Genomic DNA, 14,366 nt, shown 5'->3' with positions numbered 1-14,366 from the left:
CCTCCTATCTAGCTCTCGATGTATCAAGTGATTTTGCTTTACATAAGGTTAAGCATACTCAAGTATCGTACCAAGAAAGGAAAGGAATTGCAACTGTTCATCCGTTCTTTTTCGGATTCGTCACGTGTTGATATGGTTTTTCAAGGTTCTCTTCAAAACGCAACGGCTTCTTTTCGACGTGATACTCTTGTTCCACCCCGTGACGTGACTCTTCTCGTTCTAGATAAACGATCGCTGATTGGCGCAACGCGTCTCCTTCAAGTCGTTTTAAAGCAACGACTAGACCGCCTGAACGATCAGGCGAACGCTCACTTTCGATATCGTAGACGTTACTGACGAGTGGTAACTCTTTGATCTTAGCGATGGCTTGGGCAGCTGATGCGGTCTCCATGTTGAAATTGTGGATGACTGCGAAATCAACGATCTTACTCAAGGCTTGCGCTTGACGTAAGAAGGCTAAGTTTAGAGCCGCCAATTGGTTATAAGTTTGAACGAGCGGTAGACCCGTCACTTGCACTCCGTAAACATGAACGCCTTCTTCAAATCGATACGCCTCCTGATGTTCCGTGACGACATAGACATTCTCACCAGCAGCAGCGAGCCGTCGAGCGAGCTCCGAAGCTGGCCGATCTGACGCATCATATTGTCGGATGAACAATAAGATGGCGTCTGTATTCCAAGATTTCTCACGCTTCACTGTCACGTAGTAATCATGTGCCGTCAAGAAGACATCTGGTTCAATATCTGAATCTTGAAGGAAAGGATATTCGCGATATCGATCATCCAACCATTCCACCGTCAGCTCCTCAGCATCCAGTCGACGCTCGGTTTCTTCAAAACGTAAGATGTGCTCACGGAAACGGTTCGCAGCGTATTGCGCTGTCGTCTGTCCATCGAGGATGAACGGCCAGTCGCTCGAGACAGCGAGGAGGTATTCTCGAATGAGTTGACGCTTCGCTTTGACAGTCAACGCATCTTGATGACGATTTCGGGCTACGACACCTGCTAGTCTCTTTTCAAGCTGATGGAGATGACGAATCATCCAGTCATTCCGTTCATTGATCCAGACTTCCGCATAGCCTTTTCGTCCCCACGTTCCCATCGCGACATGTGCCGTGTCGATGTCTTGGAAGTGACGTTCGAGGAAGATCGCTGGTGAAATCGACTCAATTCCTTGGTCTTCTAAACGTTCCATCGCTTTACCGAGGAAGTCGGGACCTTCAAACCACCAGTGACCGAACAATTCGGCATCAAATGGTGCTGTGACAAGGAACGGTGGGAAGTCTTGTCCTTGATGCGCATCTAAATGTTCACCGAGTGCTTGTGCGAAGTCTGCTGCGTGCTCACTTGTCCGTTGCCATGCCCAATCACGGACGTAATAGTCTTTTTGATCCGTTTCTCCTGTTACACGATGCAATTTCAACCCTGTATCATAACGTAAGCCTTCCGGGTGCATGAACTCAGCGATTTGATCCCACTCTCGATCGTACGCAAGGTCACGATAAAACTCGCGGTAATCCGGATGACCCGGGTATCCGATGATAGAGCTCCAAATCTTCCCGGAAATGATTTGATCACGCGGGAAGAGTGCCACACCGTGTGGCGAATAAACAGGTGCTCCGATTCCGTGTTGCGGTGACGGATCCGCGTTTAAAATTGAATGTTCGTCGACAAATGTATAACGAATGCCCTCTTCGTACAAAATACGGTCAAGTCCTGGCGTATACGCACATTCTGGCATCCAAAGACCTGACGGACGGAATCCGTAATGACGTTCGAAACAGTTCAATCCCGTTTGAATTTCAGAACGTGCCGCTTGTTCAGACAACATGTGCGGACTGAAACCGTGTGTCGCCGTACACGTAATCAAATCGAGATACCCTTGCTCCTTGTAATGACGGAATGCCCGGTTCAAATCCTTTTCCCAGTGAAGGAACGTATTTAATAAATCTTGATAGCGGTCTTGATAGAATAGAAGCGCATCTCGTTCCTTTTGATCGAGCTCTCGCTCTAGTTCTTGATTGATCAATCGTAACGTATCCTCGATATGCTCAATATAACGCTCTTGAATCAATGGGTCGGCAAGCATCTCGATGACGGGTGGTGAAATGCTGACCGTCCATCCGAGCGGACGTGACAAACGATCGACTTCCCAAAGCAACGGGATGTAAGTTTCTGAAATCGCTTCATACATCCACCGTTCTTCTAAGCGATGTGCCTCTTCATGACGGATATATGGTAAATGTGCATGTAAGACGAGTGAAAAATATCCTTTTCGCATAGCTTCTCTTCCTTTCCCTCTCTCTAATTCCATTATCGGACGCGATCGAAATAGGAATACGGACGTAATACTTCGACCCATTCCGGTTGTTCGACCTCTCCGTATTGCCAATGTTGCACGACTTCCGCGAACCGTCCGTCCGTGACTGGTTCATCACGTGGCGTTTCGACTGGTTTTGAACGCAGTACTGGAACAAAGTCCCCGTCGATTGTTTGAATGCCCCATTCAATGATGTATGTAGTATTCGGGGTTACCGGTCGTACGAACCAAGCGTTCGTCATTTCCGGTAGTTCAAACTGATACGTTCGGTTCGCTTGTCCTTGTTCGTATTCAACAAGCGTGACATCAATGATGCGTAATTCTTTACGGAACGAATCAAACGTCGTGTGATAGTGCGTCTCAAGCAACTGTTTCGACAGTTCAGATAATTCCCAGTAGACGTATAACGCTGTCGGTGACTGAACGATGGCGTGGAGGATGTCATCCTCGTAATGCGTCGCCATTCCAAACGCGTCGCGTTCTAGCGAAGGTACCAAGTGCACAGACGGTACGACGTCTAAAACCGGTGCAGTCGACTTTTTCGTCTGCTTGACCGTTTTTGATTTTACTTTCGGCGCTGCTGCAGAAGGTTGTTCTGTTAACGATTTACGATATTTAGTCCAAGCATATTTGATTTTACCTTCAGTCGTATCCAATTGAGCTGCGATTTGTTTTGTTGTCAGCCCTTGTTCTTTCATTTTAATGATTTGCTCAAGCATTCCCAATCACCTCTCTGTCATTATTCACTTCTTTCCTATTCTACAAACGTGTTTCGAATCCCTTTACAAAAAAAGTAGGCAGAGGAAATTCCTCCTGCCTACTTGATTCATCCGTTTAAATCATAATGTTTTCCTTTTTCGAGATAGATCAGATGCTCCCCGACGTTCGTCAAGTGATCACCCATCCGCTCGATATAGCGACAAATATTCGTGAATTGCATGACTTCATCGACGACGATCGGCTGAAGCGACATATGACGCATGTACTGACGAAGTGCCTTATATGTCGTCTCATCAATGACGTTATCGAGATCAGACAAGGCTTTTGCTTTCTCGACATCTCCGTCACGATAGGCGACGATTGCAGTTTCCGTCATATCCAGTAATGTCTCGAATGCTTCCTTCAACAAAGAGATATCGATGACATACGGGAATGTTTCGACACGAAGAACCGCTTTTGAGATATTCCCCGCATAATCGGCAATCCGTTCGAGATCCGACGAAATTTTCATCGCCGTGATGATTCGTCTTAAATCTGTCGCAACGGGTTGTTGCTTCGCGATTAATAGGATCGCATCATCGTTGATTTCAAGCTCAAGATCATCGAGTTCATTATCGTTTTCGATGACACTCCGCGCGATGTCTTGATCATATTTTTCGAGTGCTTCTGCCGTCGTTGCGATCTGTTGCATCGTCTTACGAGCCAGTAAAAAAACCTTTTGATCGAGTATTGCAAGATTTTCTCCAAAAATCGTACGGTTCGCTGCCATTCGTCTCGTCTCCCCTTCTTATCCGAATCGTCCTGAAATGTAATCTTCCGTCCGCTTGTCACTCGGATTGCCAAAGATCCGGTCTGTTTGATCGAACTCGACGACTTCACCATTCAAGAAGAACGCTGTTTTATCCGAAACACGTGCCGCCTGTTGCATGTTGTGTGTCACGATGATGATCGAGTAGTCTGATTTTAACTCTTGGACGAGTTCTTCTACTTTTAATGTAGAAATCGGGTCAAGTGCCGATGTCGGCTCATCCATCAAGATGACATCTGGCTCGATTGCAAGGCAACGCGCGATACAAAGACGTTGTTGCTGACCACCAGAAAGACCATAGGCATTTTCGTTCAAGCGATCTTTGACTTCATCCCAGATCGCTGCACGGCGTAAACTGCGTTCAACGATCTCGTCGAGGATTTTTTTGTTTTTGACGCCATGGACACGGGGACCATAAGCGATGTTGTCATAAATTGATTTTGGGAATGGGTTCGGTTGCTGGAAGACCATTCCGACCGATGTCCGTAATTCTTCGACACCGTATTCTTTATCAAAGATATTACGGCCGTGATACTCGATTGCACCATTCGTCCGTACGATCGGAACGAGTTCGACCATTCGATTCAATGTTTTGATGAATGTCGATTTCCCGCAACCAGACGGTCCAATGATTGCCGTGACTTCATTTTTCTTAATATCGAGATTGACATCTTTCAGCGCATGATCGTCACCGTACCATAAGTTTAAGTCTTTGACGTTATAGACGCTCTCACGTGCTGCTACTGGTTGGTTCATACGCTCTGTCCCTTCTGTAACGACTGATTTCGCATTCAGCTTCGTATCCATCATCTGTCTTCCTCCTTAAAAGAAATCCCTTCTATCTATCTCGTTCGATTAATAGCGTTTTGAGAATCGGTTCCGAATCCAGATTGCAAGTGAATTCATCGTCAAGAGGATAACCATTAAGACGATGATGCCTGCCGCTGCAAGTCCTTGGAAGTCCGCTTGTGGACGACTTGTCCAGTTGTAGATTTGAATCGGTAATGCTGTGAACTCCGAGAAAATACTTTCTGGCGCACGAGCGATGAAAATCGCAGCTCCGACCATGATAAGTGGTGCTGTTTCACCAATTGCTCGGGATACAGCCAAGATGATCCCAGTAATGACACCCGGTAATGATGCCGGAAGAACGACTTTGAACGTCGTTTGCCATTTTGACGCACCGAGTGCAAGTGATGCATGACGCATTGCTTGTGGAACGGCACGGATTGCCTCTTGAGACGAGACGATGACGACCGGAAGACTCATCAATGCTAGTGTCAATGCTCCTGCAATCAATGTTGAACCGAAGCCCATGTTACGTACGAAGAACGTCAAACCAAGTAAACCGAAGACGATCGATGGTACACCTGCAAGGTTTGAGATGTTGACTTCGATGAATGAAGTCATCCGACTCTTTTTCGCATACTCTTCTAGATAAATCGCTGCTCCGACACCAATGATGAAAATCATTGGGATGATCAAAAGCATCAAGAAGATCGATCCCATTAAAGCTGGATAAATCCCAGCACGTTCCGAACGGCGTGATGGTGCATTTTGCAGAAACTCAAGTGATAACCATGAAGCACCGTCACGGATGACGCCGAACAGAAGAATACCTAAGACGACGAGACCAAAGAACAGTCCAGCAAGGAAAATGACTTTTGTGACGTTGTTGACGACGAGTCGCTGGCTAATCGATTTCTTCACCGCGACCGGATCAATGAATTTTTTCGAGACAGGTTGCTTTTCTGGTAAGGCCATCTTAGTACTCCTCTCTGAAGCGGCGTGTGATCCAGTTCGCAAGTAAGTTCATCACTAATGTGAAGACGAACAAGAGTGTACCAACCGCATAGATACTGTAATATTCGACAGTTCCAAATCCAGCATCACCTAAGGCGACCTGAACGATATACGCTGTCATCGTTTGGACTGGCTCGAGTGGATCGATCGCAGCTGTCGGATTCGAACCACCAGCGATTGTTACGATCATCGTCTCCCCGATTGCACGTGACATACCGAGTACGATCGATGCAATAATACCTGATAATGCAGCTGGAACAACGACTTTCAATGCAACTTCAAGACGAGTCGAACCGAGTGCAAGCGCACCATCACGAATTTTTTTCGGAACAGAGCTCATCGCATCCTCAGAAATCGAAGCAATCATTGGAATGATCATGATCCCGACGACGATCCCCGGACTGAGCGCATTGTAAATTTGAATACCTGGAATCAACTTGACAAGCAATGGTGTAACGAACGTCAATGCGAAGAATCCGAAGACGATCGTTGGAACACCTGCTAACACTTCAAGAATTGGTTTTAAGATACGGCGTGCGCGGTCTGACGCGTACTCACTTAAATAAATCGCTGATGTGAGACCGATCGGCACGGCAACTAGCATCGCAATCACGGTAATCTCAAGCGTACCGACGACAAGTGGCCAAATTCCATACTCTGGTTGTGAGTTGAGTGGATACCAGCTCGTACTGCCGAAGAATTCCTTGAACGGAACGACTTCGAAGAAGTGTTCTGTTTCAATGACTAACGTGAGAATGATGCCGATGGTCGTAACGACCGAGACAAACGCACAAAGGAATAACACGATCGGCATGACGCGTTCCATGACGTTTTTCATACTATATTTTTGCTGTCGGTTCTGTTGAATCAGCTCGCGAACCGATTTATTTTGTGGTGAACTCATCCTTCTTCACTCCCTACTCCTTCTTGACATGAGAACGGGACCCAACCGGTACAGACTTCCCCGGTTGGGCCATCCTCATGACTCGATGATTTATTTCATTGCATCTTCAATTGCTTTTGCGTTTTCATCGTAACGATCTTGCGGCATTTTGATATATCCAACTTCTTCAGCAAGATCACCAGCGTTTTCGTTCGTGAACTGAACGAAATCAGCGACTTGTTTTTTGTCTTTCATCGATTTGTTATTGATGTACGTGTAGATTTCACGTGACAGTGGATAAGAGAGATCTTTGATCGTTTCTGGTGTTGGATCAACTGCATCTTTGCCTTCAGCAGAAAGTGGTACTTCCTTCAACTTATCTTTATTCTCTGCGTAGTACGCATATCCGAAGTATCCGATTGCGCCTTTCGTTCCTTCAACACCTTTGACGAGAACGTTATCGTCTTCTGATAATTGAACATCTTTACGCATATCTTTTTTCTCAAGTACTTCCTCAGAGAAGAAGTCGAATGTTCCTGAGTCTTTACCTGGGCTGAAGAATTTCAATGGTTCAGCCGGATAAGAAGAATCGACATCTTTCCAAGTCTTGATGTTCGGATCGAGCCAGATTTTCTCGAGTTGCTCCATTGAGAGTTCTTTTACCCATGTATTTTCTTTGCTGACTGCGACAGTCAAACCGTCATATGCGAGTGCCATTTTTGTGAATTCAATGTTGTTCTTTTTCGCTTCAGCTTCTTCTTCTTCTTTAATTTCACGCGACGCGTTTGAAAGATCTGTTTCCCCAACGACGAAGCGTTTGAATCCGCCACCTGTACCAGAGACACCGACTGTGACATCTACGTCAGGTTGTTCCATCGAATATTCTTCACCGACAGCTTCCATGATCGGGAAGACAGTAGAAGAACCGTCGATTGCGATTTTTCCTTTTAAATCAGATGAACTAGCAGAACCGCCTTTATCGTTACCACATGCTGCCCCCACTACTGCGATTGATGCTACCGTTGTGATGAGTGCTGTTTTTTTCATCCAAGACATGATTAATTTTCCTCCTCGAAAGTATGTCGCTGACGATGCTACGACTTTTTATCCGTTTTCCTTACAAGACTTATACTACGGATGAACTATTAAAACGAAATGAATCCAACGTAAAAGAATTGTAAAGGCGTGTTTTTTAGTGTTTACAATTCGAAATCCATTAGAAAAAAAGGTCAATGCAAACAAAAAAACGAGAGTGATTGCTCACTCTCGTTTTCCATCTAGTTAATTTGGCTTAGTTTGCCACGGGATATCTTTGACATTAAAGTACGCTTTGACAAGATCGTGACCAATTTTCGAGTTGACGGTTTCTTGTTCCATATAAGGAAGGAACACGGCCCACGCCATCTCTGGATTATCATACGGCGCCCAGCCAACGAGGTTCGAGTTCAATGAACGAACCGGTTGACCGCTTCCGTCACGTAAGGCGATTCCATCGTCACCATAGACACTGACCTGCGCTGTACCTGTTTTAGCAGCTGCATCAATACCAGTTTGTGCGATGATTTTTGCTGTACCACGCTCTCCCTTGACAACACGATGCAATCCTTCTCGAACATGATCAATGTTATCTTGACTGACTTCAATCCGATTCAGGTAATTCGTCTTGAAGCTATAATCAACTTGTTTTGTCCCTTTTTCAATCGAATTCGACGCGAGCACTTCTTTTAAGAAGTGCGGCTGAACACGATAACCACCGTTGGCAAGCGTTGAAATATACTGTGCGACTTGTAGCGGTGTAAAGGCATCATACTGTCCGATGACTCGGTCCATGAGTAGCGTGACACGGTCAGGTGTCCCTTGAACACCTTTTGCTTCGTACGGTAAATCAACACCCGTTGTCACTCCAAGCCCGAACTGACTATAGTAATTCTGCATGATCGCAGCTGCTCCGTCTACACTTGCTCCGGCAATACCGTTACTTGGATACTTCGCCATCCGCATCGCAATGTTGAACATATAAACGTTTGATGAACGCTCAAGTGCCGTCAAATCCGTGATTGCTCCCATGTTGACGTACGATGCTTTTTTTGTACCCCCGATTGTAATCGGCGCATCATTGATGACTTCGTTTTGACGGATGACACCCTCTTCGAGTCCCATCGCAACTGTTGCACCTTTGATCGTCGAACCAATCTGAAGGGATGTCAACACGTTATTGATTGCGACATCTGAGAACTTACCGGTTGATGGATCCAACTTTTGACCAGACATCGCAAGAATCTCACCAGTCTGTGGGTTCATGACGACGGCGTAACCTTCTTTTAGATAACGACTACCCATGCCACGCCCCATTTTAATCGCTTGTTGCATGATTTGGTCGACTTGTTTGTTGTACTCTGCATCCACGGTCAGAACGAGATCTTTACCGGACTCGCCTTCTTCGCGTTTTGGATCACCGACCGGCTCTCCATTGAACGTCTCATACACATCGTACGCGGGTTTCCCGCGCAGAAGATCCTCATACTGTTGTTCAAGGAATGATGTTCCGACACGGTCATTCAAGCTGTAACCTTTTGCTTTGAACTCCGCTTGTTGTTCTGCTGGAATCTTCGAGTACTTCCCAAAGATGTTTCGAAGTGTTCCTTCATATGGATAAGAACGCTCATAGAACGGTTCCACCGATACACCTTTTAAATCTTCTAGATTTTCATCGATGATCGCCATCTCTTTTGCAGAAGCACCGAGTTTGACGAGTTGTGGATCAAGCGCATATCCGACTTCCATGTTGTGTTTGATCGCAATGACTTCCATCGTTTGATCGTCATAATCGATATCGTCTTTCGTAATCGCATCTAATCGGATTTGATCCTGTTCTGCGATTGATAGTTTACTTTGTGCTTCTGCTGAAGGATATTTCTGTTTGACGGCTTCTTGATAACGACGATCAGACTCTTTCGTGTTTGTCGCGATCCAGAAGTCCTTAATATCACGTTCTGTGACTTTCCAATCTTTTTTAGGCAAATCAATGATTGCCGCAAGGCGCTGTGCAATCTCAATGCGTTCATCGACTTTCGTCGTTTGTGCTCGACGGTAGACGATGGAGTATTTAGAAATCGTATCAACCAAAAGACGACCATCCCGGTCATAAATCTTTCCGCGTGGCACTTCATATTTTGATGCGATCATTTCTGTTTTTTGAACTTCCCGCGAAATTTTCTCACCATTGACGATTTGCACGACTCCTAAACGGAAAATCAAAATCGCAAACAATAAAAAAACGACGAAGAACATTAAATTCAGACGAAGCGGCAGATGATTACGCCGTCTTCCTCGTACGGTGATTCGTTTAGCCATGGCGTACTCCCCTATCGTTCAAAAGTCATCTTGTTTCATTATATAGAAGGAAACTTTCCATAACAACCTATCCCATCATTTTCCGCATTAAAAAAAGCGTATCGTTCACAATTGAACGATACGCTCATTTTCACGTTACTTCGCGTCAGCGTAAAGCTTCGCTACGTGATCCCAATCAACGACGTTGAAGAACGCATTGATGTAATCAGGACGACGGTTTTGATAGTTGAGATAGTATGCATGTTCCCAAACATCAAGACCGAGGATTGGTGTTTTGCCTTCCATGACTGGTGTATCTTGGTTTGGTGTCGAAACGACCGCCAATTTCCCACCATCAACGATTAACCAAGCCCAACCTGAACCAAAACGAGTTGTTGCTGCTTTCGCGAACGCATCTTTGAATGCATCAAATGATCCGAATGATTCATCGATTGCTGTCGCGAGTTCCCCTGTTGGAGCAGCTCCATCGTTCTTCTTCAGCAGTTTCCAGAAGAATGAGTGGTTCCAGTGACCGCCACCGTTGTTACGGACTGCAGTTTGAATGTTTGCTGGGAGAGCATCCAAGTTTTGAAGAAGTTCTTCAAGTGACTTTCCTTCATGTTCTGTACCCTCAAGCGCCGCATTCACGTTCGTGACATACGTGTTGTGGTGTTTCGTGTGGTGAATCTCCATCGTACGAGCATCGATATGTGGCTCAAGCGCATCATAAGCGTAGCCGAGTTCTGGTAATTCAAATTTTGACATGTTCATGTCCCCCTTTGTGCTATTTTCGAAAACTTCAATACCCTTTAAGACTAGCAAAAGAACCTGTGTTGACGCAAGTCAAGACCCTCGGATTTACTCGACTTCTCGTGGAGCAAAAACAGAGACACCTCCACCTGGAACTGGGAAGACACCGAATCCTTCATCGTCGATCACAACTGGGTGATCTTGGTGGTTCGTATAATCGAACCACTCTTGTCCCGCGCGCTCTTCACCAACGAACATGCGCTTCTCGCACATGTCAGCATTCGACAATAAGACAGCACAGCCAGAGTTCTCGATTTCTTCTACGCCTCGACGAACCCAACCGACGCAATGCGGATCATCGAGATAATCTTCTTGGTCACCATATGCTTTGTGATAACGTGCATACAGTAAAGCATCAATCATTTCTTTTTTACCCTCTACAGGATGAGGTCCTTGCACTCCATAATAGTCACCGTAGAAGACACATGGATAACCGTCTTTACGAAGTAAGATCGATGCATACGCATGCTGTTTGAACCAGTCATCTACCCATGATTCGAGTGATTCACCTGGTTGTGAATCATGATTATCGACGAACGTGACAGCATTCGTCGGGTGTGATTCGACGAGCGTATCTGTAAACAACGTTGTTAAATCAAACTCTTGTCCCTGGTTCGAAGCTTCATGGAATTTATAATGAAGGGGAACGTCGAACAAATCGATCGTGTAATCAACGCTATCAAGGAAATGACGGCAATCATCGAGATCTGATTTCCAGAACTCCCCGACCATATAGAAATCGCCATCATTTTTCTCGATCATCGATTTTGCAAATTCATGAACGAATTCATAATTGATATGTTTGATTGCGTCGAGTCGGAATCCTTGGCAGTCAATCGTCTCTTGGAACCAATGCCCCCAGCGGATCATCTCTTCACGTACTTCCGGATGGTTATAATCGATGTTCGCGAACATCAAATAATCATAGTTTCCGAATTCGTCATCGACTTGATCGTTCCAGTCTTTATTTTTACCGGATATCTTGAAGACACCGGTTTTTTCTTCACGAGCATCGAAATCCGTTCCATTAAAGAATTCATGTGTCCAGACAAAATCCGAATATTTTCCGTTTCGACCAGGGAACGTAAATTTCGTCCATGCTTCGATTTCGAATTCTTCTGAAATTTCTTTCGAACGGTCTTCTGGATGGACCTCAACGACATTGATTGTCTCAAGTTCATCGGCTGCTGCTTTATGGTTCATGACAACATCCGCATAAATGGCGATGTCATTCTCACGAGCGACTTGAATCGCTTCGACGAGTTCATCCTTTGTACCGTATTTCGTACGGACCGTTCCTTTTTGATCAAATTCGCCTAAATCATATACGTCATAAATTCCATATCCTGTATCTTCATCTGATTGACCTTTTGACGCCGGTGGAATCCACACGGACGTGATGCCGGCAGCACGTAATTCAGGCGCCCGCTCTTTCAAGCGTTGCCAGTGCTTCCCATCATTCTCTACATGCCACTCAAAAAACTGCATCATCGTATGGTTACGTTCCATCTCTCTTCGCTCTCCCTTAGTTACTATAGTATGAATATTATTACAATATCTTTACTATTCCCCGGAGGAACAAAAATAAACGCACCTCGTTTTTCAACGAGGTGCGTTCTACTGAATGGACCCTGCAGGGCTCGAACCTGCGACCGGACGGTTATGAGCCGTCAGCTCTAACCAGCTGAGCTAAGGGTCCTTAAGTAATAGTAGCGGCGGAGGGAGTCGAACCCACGACCTCACGGGTATGAACCGTACGCTCTAGCCAGCTGAGCTACACCGCCATGATGTATGTTGCTTTACTCTTACTAGATTACGAGATGTGGCGAAACTTGTCAATATGCTATTTCAAAAAAATAAACAGCTGATTTCATTTTTTGAAATCAGCTGACATAGACAAATCGTATTTCGCTTAGTTCGTTAATGCCGTCCGCTGTTCAAGGACGAGATCCGTGATGTTTACAGCATGATCGCCAATTCGTTCGAGGTTCGACAAGAGATCGACGAAGATCATCCCTGCTTGGCCCGTACATTCGCCAGCGTTAACACGAAGGACATGGTGTTTACGGAATGAACGTTCGAGTGCATCAAGTTTACCTTCGAGTTCTAGAACTTTGCGAGCTCGTGTAACATCGTCCTCTTCGACGGCGCGAACGGCACAGTCGACGATTTCTTGCGTCAAGGCATACATATCATCAAGCTCTTGTTTCGCTGATGATGTGAACTGAATCCGGTTGACGATTTGGAAATCGACCAATTCGACGATGTTTTCGACGTGGTCACCAATTCGTTCAAAGTCATTGACGGCATGCATCAGTAACGAGTGTTCATTTGATTCACGCTCTGATAAATCATGTGCCGCTACTTTAACGAGATAACTTGTGACTTCTGTATTTAAATGATTAATCGCATATTCGATCTGTTCTGATTCTGATACATCCTTTTTATCATGCGATTGCGTGTAACGGTGTGCTTTTGCAAGCGCATCTTTTGAGAATTCACCCATTCGTAACACTTCAAGCTTCGCTTGGTTTAATGCGAGTGCCGAAGATTGGTTCAAGATATTTTGATCGAGATGACGCGGTTTTGAATCAATCGTCGTATCCGTACCCGGTACGATTTTTTGTACAAGCCATGCGATTTGCGCAATGAACCAACATTGAATCAACGTATTGACGACGTTGAATGTTCCGTGTGCAAAGGCGATTTGCATTTTCGGACCTAATTCAAGCGTGCCTGTGATCCATGTGATGAAGCTTGAGAAGATTGGTAATGCAATCAGGAACAATACTGTTCCGATGATATTGAAGATGACGTGTGCTGCTGCTGTTCGTTTAGCTGCAATCGACGCACCAAGTGCTGCGAGTACTGCTGTGATCGTCGTTCCGATGTTATCACCGAACAAGACCGGAAGAGCTGCTTTGATATCGATCATGCCACCAGCGTACAACTCTTGTAAGATACCGATCGTTGCTGACGACGACTGAACAAGAACAGTAAAGATTGTTCCGACGAAGACACCCAGCAATGGGTTATCCGACATCGATACCGTCAACTCACGGAACCAGACGCTTGATTCAAGCGGAGCCATTCCGTCGCCCATCAAAGTGAGACCATAGAACAATGCACCAAAGCCAAAGAAAATCTGTCCGATGTATTGAACCCGTTCTTTATTGAAGAAGAAGATCAAGAAAGCACCAATTGCGATTGCTGGAAGCGCAGCTTCCTTGACGTTAAAGCCGATGATGAAAGCCGTAATCGTTGTTCCGATGTTAGCCCCCATGACGACTCCGATCGCCTGTCGTAAATTCATCAGACCTGCACTAACGAGTCCGACAACGATGACGGTCGTCCCTGACGACGACTGTATCAAAATCGTGACGACGATACCTGCTAGGATACCTAACAATGGATTTGTCGTATATTTATCAAGGATATAACGTAATCGGTCTCCTGCTGTTTTTTGGAGCCCATCTCCCATATACTTAATACCGAATAGGAAAATCCCGAGTCCACCGATGAAGGTGAAAATCATTTCCTGCAAATCATAGTTCATCTTGCCAGCTCCTTTATTTCATGTGGATTGATGTGTTTGTAAAGTTTATTTTCTCAACTTCCCCATTATGTAAAGGTCCGGTGAACTTGTAAATAGTTTTTGCGACATCCGTTTGTTAAGGTTTTATTAATCT

At 45.3% G+C, this 14,366-nt stretch carries 11 protein-coding genes and 2 tRNA genes; all 13 read right to left on the bottom strand.

Going from position 1 to position 14,366, the window contains the following annotated elements:
• Positions 1-97: 97 nt before the first annotated feature.
• A complete protein-coding gene (locus ESP131_RS06960; protein ID WP_069940384.1) occupies positions 98-2,281 on the bottom strand; it encodes a 1,4-alpha-glucan branching protein domain-containing protein in 2,184 nt (727 codons plus the stop codon).
• 32 nt (positions 2,282-2,313) lie between these two features.
• Complete coding sequence (locus ESP131_RS06955; protein ID WP_029341065.1) at positions 2,314-3,039, bottom strand: DUF4912 domain-containing protein; 726 nt, start codon at positions 3,037-3,039, stop codon at positions 2,314-2,316.
• Positions 3,040-3,146: 107 nt separating this feature from the next.
• On the bottom strand, positions 3,147-3,809 hold the full coding sequence (gene phoU / locus ESP131_RS06950; protein ID WP_023467542.1) for a phosphate signaling complex protein PhoU: 663 nt from the start codon (positions 3,807-3,809) through the stop codon (positions 3,147-3,149).
• An 18-nt stretch (positions 3,810-3,827) separates the two neighbouring features.
• Entirely contained in the window at positions 3,828-4,604 is a 777-nt protein-coding gene (gene pstB, locus ESP131_RS06945; protein WP_053454494.1) for a phosphate ABC transporter ATP-binding protein PstB, read from the bottom strand.
• 99 nt (positions 4,605-4,703) lie between these two features.
• Positions 4,704-5,612: a phosphate ABC transporter permease PstA gene (gene pstA / locus ESP131_RS06940; protein ID WP_029341063.1), complete on the bottom strand. Its 909-nt coding sequence runs from the start codon at positions 5,610-5,612 to the stop codon at positions 4,704-4,706.
• 1 nt (position 5,613) lies between these two features.
• Positions 5,614-6,555, bottom strand: coding sequence for a phosphate ABC transporter permease subunit PstC (gene pstC, locus ESP131_RS06935; protein WP_029341062.1), 942 nt, complete (start codon positions 6,553-6,555; stop codon positions 5,614-5,616).
• Positions 6,556-6,645: 90 nt separating this feature from the next.
• On the bottom strand, positions 6,646-7,590 hold the full coding sequence (locus ESP131_RS06930; RefSeq protein WP_050678389.1) for a PstS family phosphate ABC transporter substrate-binding protein: 945 nt from the start codon (positions 7,588-7,590) through the stop codon (positions 6,646-6,648).
• A gap of 225 nt (positions 7,591-7,815) precedes the next feature.
• Complete coding sequence (locus tag ESP131_RS06925) at positions 7,816-9,888, bottom strand: peptidoglycan D,D-transpeptidase FtsI family protein (RefSeq protein ID WP_029341060.1); 2,073 nt, start codon at positions 9,886-9,888, stop codon at positions 7,816-7,818.
• Positions 9,889-10,023: 135 nt separating this feature from the next.
• Positions 10,024-10,632, bottom strand: coding sequence for a superoxide dismutase (locus ESP131_RS06920; RefSeq protein WP_029341059.1), 609 nt, complete (start codon positions 10,630-10,632; stop codon positions 10,024-10,026).
• A gap of 93 nt (positions 10,633-10,725) precedes the next feature.
• Entirely contained in the window at positions 10,726-12,186 is a 1,461-nt protein-coding gene (locus ESP131_RS06915) for an alpha-amylase (RefSeq protein ID WP_029341058.1), read from the bottom strand.
• A 116-nt stretch (positions 12,187-12,302) separates the two neighbouring features.
• Positions 12,303-12,376: transfer RNA gene (locus tag ESP131_RS06910), tRNA-Ile, on the bottom strand.
• Positions 12,377-12,387: 11 nt separating this feature from the next.
• Positions 12,388-12,461 (bottom strand) — tRNA-Met (locus tag ESP131_RS06905).
• A 128-nt stretch (positions 12,462-12,589) separates the two neighbouring features.
• Positions 12,590-14,233 (bottom strand): Na/Pi cotransporter family protein, encoded by a 1,644-nt coding sequence (locus tag ESP131_RS06900; protein ID WP_029341057.1) that lies wholly within the window; start codon positions 14,231-14,233, stop codon positions 12,590-12,592.
• Positions 14,234-14,366 lie beyond the last annotated feature (133 nt).

This window comes from Exiguobacterium sp. U13-1 (assembly GCF_001750115.1).
In the GTDB taxonomy this organism is placed as follows: Bacteria; Bacillota; Bacilli; order Exiguobacteriales; family Exiguobacteriaceae; genus Exiguobacterium_A; species Exiguobacterium_A acetylicum.
Note: the sequence above shows the minus strand (reverse complement) of the source record. Positions and strands in the feature narration are given on the sequence as shown.

Coding starts and splice junctions, on each gene's coding strand:
- pstA (WP_029341063.1), bottom strand. CDS start 5,612: ATGGCCTTACCAGAAAAGCAACCTGTCTCGAAAAAATTCATTGATCCG.
- ESP131_RS06925 (WP_029341060.1), bottom strand. CDS start 9,888: ATGGCTAAACGAATCACCGTACGAGGAAGACGGCGTAATCATCTGCCG.
- ESP131_RS06920 (WP_029341059.1), bottom strand. CDS start 10,632: ATGTCAAAATTTGAATTACCAGAACTCGGCTACGCTTATGATGCGCTT.
- pstB (WP_053454494.1), bottom strand. CDS start 4,604: ATGAACCAACCAGTAGCAGCACGTGAGAGCGTCTATAACGTCAAAGAC.
- ESP131_RS06960 (WP_069940384.1), bottom strand. CDS start 2,281: ATGCGAAAAGGATATTTTTCACTCGTCTTACATGCACATTTACCATAT.
- ESP131_RS06955 (WP_029341065.1), bottom strand. CDS start 3,039: ATGCTTGAGCAAATCATTAAAATGAAAGAACAAGGGCTGACAACAAAA.
- ESP131_RS06900 (WP_029341057.1), bottom strand. CDS start 14,233: ATGAACTATGATTTGCAGGAAATGATTTTCACCTTCATCGGTGGACTC.
- pstC (WP_029341062.1), bottom strand. CDS start 6,555: ATGAGTTCACCACAAAATAAATCGGTTCGCGAGCTGATTCAACAGAAC.
- ESP131_RS06915 (WP_029341058.1), bottom strand. CDS start 12,186: ATGGAACGTAACCATACGATGATGCAGTTTTTTGAGTGGCATGTAGAG.
- ESP131_RS06930 (WP_050678389.1), bottom strand. CDS start 7,590: ATGTCTTGGATGAAAAAAACAGCACTCATCACAACGGTAGCATCAATC.
- phoU (WP_023467542.1), bottom strand. CDS start 3,809: ATGGCAGCGAACCGTACGATTTTTGGAGAAAATCTTGCAATACTCGAT.